This window comes from Micromonospora sp. NBRC 110038 (assembly GCF_020884815.1).
Classification (GTDB): domain Bacteria; phylum Actinomycetota; class Actinomycetes; order Mycobacteriales; family Micromonosporaceae; genus Micromonospora; species Micromonospora haikouensis.
Window position 1 is genome coordinate 1 of sequence record NZ_BBOL01000017.1, and the last position, 10410, is coordinate 10410.

A 10410-nucleotide genomic window follows, 5' to 3' on the forward strand; every position below is an offset into this window, starting at 1 on the left:
CACATGCCGGCCCAAGCCCACAATGGACGGAAGCTACCGAACCACCCTCTCATCACGAGACTCGACAGCGCAAAGCCGCAAGACAGCCGCATGGACGTGGCTACTGGCTCGCTATCCGCCTGGTGATGACCGCCACACCGCCTCGAGGTCGGCTGGTCGAGCTTGGCTGCGGGCGCGAGGGCGCAAATGAGGGCCGGCTGCGGGCATGATCAGCCACGACGACTCTGGTCACCTTCGTGGCTCAGAGGGCCCGCACGCGATCGCCCTGGTCCTACTCCGAGCTGGTATCCGCCAGCACCGCGGCGAGCCGGTAAGCTCCACGTTTCGACAGCGGCAACGGAGGCGGCGTGGGCGACCGGGTGATCGAGAATCCCATCATCAACTCGCCGTACGCGGCACCGAGCCGGCATTTCGCCTTCGACCGGGACGGCATCACCGACCGGATCGTGGACGGCCGCCGCCCGTCGAGCTTCTTCATCCCCGTGCCCCGCCCGCGCAAGCGCGGCACTCAGATGGAGCTGGCCGTCTTCACCCAGGACGACATCACCCAAAATCGCCAGGTCAACGAGATCCGGTCGAGGGTCGACGCCTGGAGGCAGGCCGGATGGCCGGACGTCACACCGGTGACCAAGCGACTGCTTGAATACTGGGCCGACCCACAGCGCGACAACAAGATCCTCTTTTGCCAGCGGGAGGCGGTCGAGACGGCGATCTTCCTCGCCGAGGCGGCTACCAAGTGGGGAGGCGGCTGGGCTCTCAACGCGCTGGATGAACAAAATGCCGAGTACAACGGAGGCCTGCCCCGCGTTGCGCTGAAGATGGCGACCGGCACGGGCAAGACCGTGGTCATGGCGATGTTGATTGCCTGGCAGACGATCAACAAAGTTAACGAGCCCTACAAGCGCCTATTCGCCAAACGCTTCCTGGTGATTGCGCCGGGGCTGACCATCCGCGACCGGCTGAGGGTGCTGCTTCCCGAAGATCCGGAAAACTACTACCGCCAACGTGACCTGGTGCCGGCGGAGTTCCTGCCCGACCTTGGCCAGGCGAAGATCGTGATCACCAACTTCCACGCCTTCCAGCAGCGGGAAACGCGCGAGGGCCGAGGGCTGACCAGCAACACCAAGGCCTTCCTCGCCCCGAACCGGCCGAACCCGTTCCGGGAGACTCCGGGGCAGATGGTCAGCCGGGTGCTGCGCAGTCTCGGCGGCTCGTCGGAGATCGTCGTGCTCAACGACGAATCGCACCACTGCTATCGAGGCCGGAGCGGCCAACCTGAGGCGGAAGCCGACACGATCGATACGCTCAAGGGTGACGAGCGCAAGAGCGCTCAGCAGCGGGAGGAGGAGGCTCGGATCTGGTTCGCCGGCCTGGAGGCTATCCGGGCAAAGATCGGCATCAAACGGGTCTACGACCTGTCGGCCACGCCGTTTTTCCTCTCCGGCTCGGGCTACCGAGAGGGGACGCTGTTCCCCTGGGTGGTCAGCGACTTCTCGCTGATCGACGCCATCGAATCGGGCATCGTCAAGATCCCCCGCGTACCGGTAGACGACAACCGGGTCTCCCGAAACGTCACCTACCTCAACCTCTGGGAGAACATCCGCGATCACCTACCAAAGGGCGGGCGGCGATCTGGCGTGGAGTTCACCCCCGACGACCTACCCCCCACCCTCACAGCCGCGCTCCACAGCCTCTATGGCTCGTACGAGAAGTCCTTCCGCGCCTGGCAGGAATCGGACGCCGCAGCGAACGGCCAACCGCCACCGGTGTTCATCGTCGTATGCAGCAACACCACCGTCTCCAAGGCGATCCACGACTGGATCAGCGGCTTCGACCGCGAGACACCCGACGGCAACATCCCGGTGCCGGGCCGGTTGGCCCTCTTCTCCAACGTCGAAGCCGGGCGATGGCTGCACCGGCCGCGGTCGATCCTGGTGGACGCCGCCGAGTTCGAGGCAGGCAAGCTCTCCGACGAGTTCCGGCACGCCGCACGGCACGAGATCGAGGAGTTCAAACGGGAGTATGCGCAGCGCTTCCCGGGCCGCTCGACGGACGACATCGGTGACGTTGAGCTGCTGCGCGAGGTGATGAACACCGTCGGCAAGCCGGGCAAGCTGGGCGAACAGGTCCGCTGCGTGGTGAGTGTCTCGATGCTCACCGAGGGCTGGGACGCCAACACCGTCACCCACATCCTCGGCGTCCGGGCGTTCGGCACCCAGCTCCTCTGCGAGCAGGTGGTGGGACGCGGCCTGCGGCGCCGGTCGTACGTCGCCGACGAGAACGGCATGTTCCCACCGGAGTACGCGGACGTCTACGGGGTCCCGTTCCAGTTCATCCCGACCGTCGCCGCCACCCGCGACCTCAAGATGAAGCCGACCCGGCACGTGCGTGCCGAGCCGGACCGGGCCCACCTCGCCATCGAGTTCCCCCGAGTGGTGGGCTACCACGTCGAGATGCCCGACGCACCGCTGTTCGCGGACCTTGACCTGCCCGAGGCGCGGATGATCATCTCGAAGGCAGACATCCCCACCGAGACCATCATGGCGGGAAGCACCGGCGAGACCGACACCCACCGGCTCGACCTCCGCACCGTGCGGGAGCAGCACATCGCCTACCGGCTCGCCGACCAAGTCCTGCGACGTCATCTGCTGCACGGCACCGACGGCGAGCTGCGGCCGTGGTACTTCCCGCAACTCGTAACGATCGCGCGAGACTGGATGCGGCACTGCGTTGACCTGCACGACGACGCGACGTACGGCATGCTGCTGCTGCGCGAGGCCGAGGCGGTCGACAAAATCTGGCAGGCCGTCTCGTGGCAGGAGGGCGAGCGATCCCGGTACGTGCTGCCGGTGCTGCGAGCGGCAGAACCGGTCGGCTCCACGGATATCGTCGACTTCCACACCACCCGCGAGGTCTACGCCACCCGCGAGGACCGCTGCCCGGTCAACTTCGTGACGCTGGACGGCGCCGGCGGCAACGCCTGGGAACGCTCGGTCGCGCAAGCTTTGGAGTCGCTCGGCAGCGTCGCGTCGTACGTGAAGAACGACCACCTGGACTTCGCCATCCCGTACGAGCACGGCGGCCGGGCGGGCCGGTTCTATCCGGACTTCCTCGCCCGGCTAGTCGACCCTGGCGACGGCGTGATCCGTACGCTCGTCATCGAGGTCTCCGGCGGCCGCAAGCCGGCCTCGCAGACCGGACAAAAGTCCTGGACCGCCCGCAATCTCTGGGTGCCGGCGGTGAACAACTCCGGCCGCTACGGCCGGTGGAGCTTCTGCGAACTGCGTGACCCCACCCGGGCGAAGGCAGATCTCACGCCGGCCATCGAGGCGCTCTATGCCGGGCGGGGAGTGGCCGCCCTCACCGACGCGATGCTGAACGAGGAGGAGTTGGCCTGATGCCACCGAAGAGCAAGGCGACTGCGGGCGCCGGGGTGCCGGTGCAGGCCATCAAGCACGGCGACAAGCGGTTGAACATCCCGACCGCCGACGGCCACGCGCTGGTGTCGCCGGAGGCCGCCAAGATCGAGACGTACATTGCCGAGCGTGATCCGAGCCTGGACCCTCAGCTCGTCTGGACGGGCAAGGAGGCGCAGGACGCCGAGGACCTGGTGGTGGACGCTCCGCCGATCTACATCCAGGAGAAGGTCGCCCCACGGGCCCTCATCGAGGAGCTACGCCAGGCCAACCGCCCTCAGGAGGCGGAGCCGCAACACGAGCAGATGGCCCTGTTCGCCGACGACTACACCGACTTCGACGGGCTCGACACCTGGGAGTCGGTCGAGTATTACCAGCACGACGCCAACTGGTCGAACCGGATGGTGCTCGGCGACTCGCTGCGGGTGATGGCCTCGCTGGCGGAGAAGGAGGGGATGCGCGGCAAGGTCCAGATGATCTACCTGGACCCGCCGTACGGCATCAAGTTCGGCTCCAACTGGCAAAACTCGATGAAGAAGCGGGACGTCCGGGACGGCAACCTGGCAGACGTGACCCGCGAGGTCGAGCAGATCAAGGCGTTCCGCGACACCTGGGAACTGGGAATCAACTCCTACCTGGCGTATCTGCGGGACCGGCTGGTCGTAGCCCGCGACCTGCTCACCGACTCGGGCAGCATCTTCGTCCAGATCGGCGACGAGAACGTCCACCTGGTCAGGTCACTCCTGGACGAGGTCTTCGGCCCCGAGAACTTCGTCTCCCAGATCACTTTTGCAAAAACCTCCGGAGCGACCGCGCAATTCCTTCCTGGTACCTCGGATTACATTCTATGGTTTGCCCGTGAGCGAGATCATCTGAAATTCAATAGGCTCTACGAAATTAAGTCCCTCAACGGGGTGGGGGGTGGGGAGTATCGACATGAACTGTTGCCCGACGGTTCAGTTGCTCCCGCTGGCACCTCTCCGGACGGTCGACCGTTTCGCCTGGATAACATGACTTCCCCTCGCGTCAGGGAAAACAGGACAGGCTACTACCCTGTCGAGGTCGACGGAAGAACGTTCATGCCTGGTGCCGGTGAATGGAAGACGCACAAGGAAGGTATGCGGAGGCTGATCCAGGCTGGACGTGTAGTCGCACGTGCCAACTCTCTCGGGTACTTGCGCTTCATGGATGATTTCCCGGCCGTCACGATCAACACCATTTGGTCTGACACCGGAGTGGCGGGCCGACCCGGCGAGAAGGTCTATGTTGTTCAGACCGGCACCAAAGTGCCGGAGCGGTGCATGTTGATGGCCACCGACCCTGGCGATCTCGTACTCGACCCAACCTGCGGCTCAGGGACGACTGCATATGTAGCGGAGCAGTGGGGGCGGCGGTGGATCACCATCGATACCTCCCGCGTGGCCATCGCACTGGCGCGGCAACGCATCATCGGCGCCAAGTTCCCGGCCTACTTGCTGGCCGACTCGATCGAGGGCCGGGCCAAGGAGCTTGAGCTGTCCGGCAGCCTGGGGCCGGCTTCCGAGCCCACCGGCAACATCCGACAGGGTTTCGTCTACGAGCGGGTGCCGCACGTGACGCTCAAGTCGATCGCCAACAACCCGGACATCAAGGAGGGCATGAGCCGGGCAGAGATCGACGCTGCGATCAAGCGGCACGCCGACACCGAACTACTCTACGACCGCCCCTACGAGGACAAGAAGAAGATCCGGGTGGCCGGGCGGTTCACCGTGGAGAGCCTGTCGCCACACCGGTCCACCTCGTTCGAGATCAGCGAGGAGCAGCCGTCGACTGCCGATGCCGACAGCTTCCTTAGGACGATCCTCGACAACCTTGCCAAGGCGGGCGTGCAGAACGGTCGCCGCAAGGAGCGCTTGGAGTTCGCGTCCCTCACGCCCTACCCCGGGCGGTTCCTACATGCTGAGGGCGCACAGCGCGAGAACGGCAACGGCTCATCGCAGCGGATCGCCGTCAGCGTTGGACCGCAGTACGGCACGGTAGACGCCGACTGGATAAAGGATGCCGCGCGGGAAGCGCTGCGTGGAGTGGGCTTCGACCTGCTGCTGGTCTGCGCGTTCAGCTTCGACGCCCGGGCCAGTGCAGTGGCCGCCGAGTTCGCGCCGGAACCGGGTGACTTCGCCACCGTCGCGGAGCAGCGTCAACTCGGCCGGCTCCCGATCCTCATGGTGCGGATGAATGCCGACCTCGCCATGGGTGACACGCTGCTCAAGAAGACCGGCACGGCCAACCTGTTCACCGTCTTCGGTGAACCCGACATCGTGATCGACTCCACTGCGGACGGCCTCGTGATCGACATTCGAGGGGTCGATGTCTACAACCCGACCACGGGTGAGCTTCGGGGCGAGGAGGGCACCGACGACATCGCCATGTGGATGCTCGACACCGAGTACGACGAGGAGGAGTTCTTCGTCCGGCATATCTACTTCGCCGGCACGGAGGGCAAGCCCGACGCGCTCGACCCGTACACCCGGCTGCGCAAGGCGCTGCGGAGCGAGATTGACGAGGCCGCCTGGGCGTCGCTGTACTCGACCCGTTCCCGCCCCTTCCCGCGCCCCGAGTCAGGCAAGATCGCGGTCAAGGTCATCAACCACTACGGCGACGAGGTTCTGAAGGTCTACGACGTGTGATGACGCGCAGGAAGCGGTGCCGGAATTGACAACCGGCGCCGCTTTCGGTCGCGCCGCCTCCGCTTGATGTAGAAGTCCACCACACTTCGTCGCCACGTCGGCAGGGTAGACGGCAGATTGCTCGCCGAGACAAACCATCGTGATCAGCTCACCGGTGGAAGGACCGTCATCTGACCGTCATCAGCCGTTGGGTGAAAAGATGTCCCTTCCCCATACTGCTCCGCGGCCAAGCCTCGGTGTCGGCGATCCGGGCAGCCAAACCGTGAACCTCGGCGGTTCGAGTACGCCTGTTGCCCGCCACCGGACGGAGGGGCCACAGGTTCACTGGTTTGGTTCGGTGGCATGCCCGGTCGGATACAGGTTCTCTACGCCAGCGGTGGCGTTTTCACCGAGGGCCTGCTCACCGTCCGGGCGCTCCGCCTGCGGCTAGTCTGCGTGCGTGGCTGAATCTCGCGGTGCGATACCCGAACGAGTCCGACGTGCCCTGTACACACTGAGTCGCGGGCGCTGCTACGCACCCGAGTGTGACGAGCCGGTAGTGCTCGTCGATGGCGGGGAGCCGGTGTTCGTCGGCGAGGTCGCGCACATCGTTGGGGCCGTGGAGTCCGGGCCGCGGGGCGCGGCGGCTGTCGGGGATCGCGAGGCGTTTGAGAATCTCCTCATCCTTTGCGGACGCCATCACAAGATCGTGGACAATCCTCGTACGAGGGGTCGGTACCCGGTCGAGGTCCTGCGCGAATGGAAGGCTCAACATGAGGCTGAGTTCGATACCGCGACTCGAGCCGAACTCACGCGGCTACGCGCCCTACCGTCCCGGTTGCCCGAACTGCTCGTCGATGCGTTCCGTGACGCGACCGCCGATCTCGGGGCGACCATCGACAAGTTGGAAGCGGCCGGGTACCTGGCGCACGAGACCGCGCAGCTGCTTCACGTGGCGCTGGCCCGCGGCAGCAACGCCGGACCAGCCGTCGGCGATGGCGTACCGGGCATCAAGGAGGCGTTCGAGGAGGCGTACGACGCCGCAGGCGGTGCCTCGTTTCTGGGCATACCCAGCGCTGACGCCTATGAACTCGGGCCCGGCTTCGTCCAGCATCTACGAGGTGGCCGTTGTGGCCATCCTGCCGTGATCTGCGCACTCAACGGCAGACCAGCCCTGGTCGTCACCGCAGACCTGTGGAATGCGATGTCCTGCACCGGTGACGGCATGGCCGACAGCGGTGTGCGTGGTGTGGGATTCCCCGCCAGCTCGGCCGGCGGGGACCACCGATACATCGCGCCGACCGTCGCACGCGTCCCGACCGTCGGCGGCGCCTGGGGGCGCGGGTCCATGGTCAACGCCGACGGGCGGTGGACCTGGGTTCCCGATCTCGGGTTCGACTCGAACTCCGGCGGCGACGCTGACACCGCCACCGGCTCACAGCCGCGGCTCGATCTGCGTCTGCGGCTGGTGGCCCGGATGCCGAACAACCGGGACGACCATCGTGTATCCGCAGCGGGCCGACGTCGTCTGGCAGCCGAACTTGCCAAGCCCGGGATGGCGGCGATCGTGAGCGCGTTGGCCGCCGATCGCATCGCCGTGCCCCCCGGACTGCAGTGGCGGCCGACAGAAGACCAATACGCTCGAAACGACAGTTGGGGCACGTCCTACGACTGCCTGATCAACACACCCGACGGCCGGCACGCGATCCACGGCAGGCTGCATTATCTCATGCCCCACCTCATGAGTTCCGACATCACGAGCATCGTCGACGTCCAGCTCGACTTCGACAGTTGCCAGAGCGAGCCCTGCCAGCCCAACAGTCCGGTTGCCCGACGACTGTCCCTCACGGAGGTCGTCGATTTCTTTGTCAGGGCTTGGAGGATCGCGTTCGACGTTCTTCCCTTGGCCCTAGACGAGCCCACCTGCAATGTCAATTCTGGCGGCCGGCAACGTGTCGGCCTATACATCACCAACGAGCGATCGCAGAACGCGGAAAGTGACCGGACCTTCCATCTCACGGACCTCGTCGATCTCCGCCCATTCGGTACCAGTCCGAAGAAATACCTCTCCCGGCTTGATCTCGCGGTGCTCGGTCGAGGTCCGCTGCCCCAACACGAAGCCCGCGATGTAGTGCGAAAGGCTCTTGTGCGGATCGCAGAGAACGCCGGCTTCGATGCCGCCGACCTCGTCACCTGGTAACTACATGGTCCTGTGATTGGCTGCTTCGCCGGCCGACTACGTCCGCCGGCCGACGGTACCGGCCGAGTCGCCGGCCGCTGAGTCACCTGCAGTTCGAGGCACTGGCCACTACCGCTCGACAGTCGACCAACCCGAACGACTTCGACCGCACCACGCGTGACCTTCGGCTTCACCGATTGTTCTGACGACACAGGGAGCAGGTAGTCGCTGGTCCCCGAGGAGCTGACGCGGCACGTCGTGGGCGAGTAGTAACCTGTCTGCCGCGGGATGCACCGACGTCCACGCGAGGCGGACTTGCGCCTGTGTGGCCTCGACAGATCGGCGACGGGAAGGACCTTCATGCAACTCGTGTCGATTTCGGTCCACGGCTTCCGCAGTTTGCAGGACGTCGGCCCGATCCCGATCCGGCGCCCAACACTCCTGACAGGGCACAACGACAGCGGGAAGTCAGCCACCATCGACGCGCTCGCCTTCCTGCTGGGCGCCTCTCCTCTTGCCGAAGAGGACCGAACTTTCGAGGCGACCCGGACCGGGGGTGGCGAGCCCGCGCTCGCCAGCGATGCCCCTGAACCCGTGCGACGGGTCGAAGCCACATGGGTCGAGGGCGAGTTCCGCCTTTCGGACCAAGAGCAGGCAGACCTCGCCCTGCCCGGCACCATCTTGATGCGTCGCCTCAGCAGTCATGAGCTCGGGCCGCGCTTGGAGCTGCTGGTAGACGCGCCCGTAGACGAGAGCCTTCGGGACCTCGACGCGAAGCCTCTGTCCGACTTGCGTGCCACAGCGGCCACCCTCGGGGTCACGGTCACGTCCGACGCGAGAGCCAAGAGCAACTGGGTTGCGGCACTCCAGCAATTCGCTGAGACCCAACCATTCACTCGAGCGTGGGTCCCGGCGCGCAAAGAGGTAGCCGCGGCCCTGCCGAAATTTCTGCGTTTCGGTGACGCCGAATCGGCGGAAGCCGCAGTCCGGGTTGCCCTGAACAGCCGCTACAGGTCTCATCTCGAGGACGAAGACCTCAAACAGCAAGTCCGAAGTCTCGAAGACGAGCTCGGCCGGCGAGTACGGGAGGACGCCCAAGGTCTCGTTGACCACATCAAGCAGCGATGCCCGGACTTGGTGTCCGTGGAGGTCCAGCCGGACGTGTCTTTCACCTCCGGCCTGAGAGGGTGGTTCGAAGGTTTAGGTCCGTTTCGATGCGAGGGTGAATACGCCGGGTTCGTCTTCGGTCAGGACATTGCGGTGGACCATGCGTTTCAGCTTCGCGCGGATGCTCTCGACGTGGTTCGGTGAGGGCTCGACGTCGAGTGCGACGCAGATGGCTTTGGCACGCATGCCGGCGGACGCGGTGGTGAGGACGTCCAGGATCTGCTGGTAGGGGGCGCTGGCGATCGTCGGGTCGTCGGCGGTGAACTCGGCGGCGGTGAGGGCGCTCAGGGTGGTGCGGGTGGTCGCCAGGGCGGCCAGTTCGCCCTCAACGCGGGCGAGGTCCGTGGTGAGGGCGGTGATCTGCTCGCGCAGCCGGTCGGCCGTCTGACCGGCGGTGGCTTCACGTGCGGTGATCAGGTCGAGGATCACGGTGAGGTTCACCCGTGCCGCCAGGACGGGGTGCTGGTGCCGGTCAGCCGACGCACGATGATCGCCATGGACGCCCACAATGTCCGGGACACCGCCGATTCTGGTCGGCTCTCGTACTCGCGGACGAGACGACGGTGCAGCATCAGCGTGCCGTAGGTCTGTTCCACGATCCACCGCTTGCGTACCGGCACGAACCCGGGGCGGGAGTCGGATCGCTTGACGGCTTCGACGTCGACCCCGAGGACGGCGCCGTGCAGCGCGAAGTCCTGCTTGAACCCGGCGTCGACGAAGGCCCGGGTCACCGTCGGGGTGTGTTCGACGACCTTGTCGAGCAGCCGGATGCCGATGGCGTTGTCGGTGACCGACGCGGCGGTCACCACGACCGCGATGACCAGACCGAGGGTGTCCACGGCCAGGCCACGCTTGCGGCCGGACACCTTCTTGCCGACGTCCTTGCCGGTCGTGGCGGCCGGGACGTGGTTCGCCGCCCGGACCGACTGGCTGTCCAACACGACCGCGGTCGGATCCTCGGTCCGGCCGGCCTTCTCCCGGGCCTGGCAGCGCAGCAGGTCAT

Annotated in this window: 6 protein-coding genes; 4 read left to right on the plus strand and 2 right to left on the minus strand. The window is 65.8% G+C overall.

The genetic code is table 11. The annotated features are described in order from the left end of the window. Positions 1–347: 347 nt before the first annotated feature. The 4 genes from LPU61_RS31350 to LPU61_RS31365 all read left to right on the plus strand — a co-directional run bounded on the left by LPU61_RS31350 (position 348) and on the right by LPU61_RS31365 (position 9551). Positions 348–3398: a BPTD_3080 family restriction endonuclease gene (locus tag LPU61_RS31350; protein WP_229406972.1), complete on the plus strand. Its 3051-nt coding sequence runs from the start codon at positions 348–350 to the stop codon at positions 3396–3398. Then, on the plus strand, positions 3398–6082 hold the full coding sequence (locus LPU61_RS31355; protein WP_229406973.1) for a site-specific DNA-methyltransferase: 2685 nt from the start codon (positions 3398–3400) through the stop codon (positions 6080–6082). Before LPU61_RS31350 ends, LPU61_RS31355 begins: the two co-directional genes overlap by 1 nt. Positions 6083–6620: 538 nt before the next feature. Then, positions 6621–8261 (plus strand): hypothetical protein, encoded by a 1641-nt coding sequence (locus tag LPU61_RS31360; RefSeq protein WP_229406974.1) that lies wholly within the window; start codon positions 6621–6623, stop codon positions 8259–8261. Between the two features lie 339 nt (positions 8262–8600). Next, on the plus strand, positions 8601–9551 hold the full coding sequence (locus tag LPU61_RS31365; protein WP_229406975.1) for an AAA family ATPase: 951 nt from the start codon (positions 8601–8603) through the stop codon (positions 9549–9551). On the opposite strand, the gene LPU61_RS31370 is transcribed toward LPU61_RS31365, so the two are convergent. Further along, entirely contained in the window at positions 9441–9848 is a 408-nt protein-coding gene (locus LPU61_RS31370) for a hypothetical protein (protein ID WP_043961686.1), read from the minus strand. The genes LPU61_RS31365 and LPU61_RS31370 overlap by 111 nt on opposite strands. Next, positions 9845–10410: transposase (locus tag LPU61_RS31375; protein ID WP_229406976.1), on the minus strand; the 566-nt coding region annotated here is incomplete at its 5' end. The genes LPU61_RS31375 and LPU61_RS31370, both read right to left, overlap by 4 nt.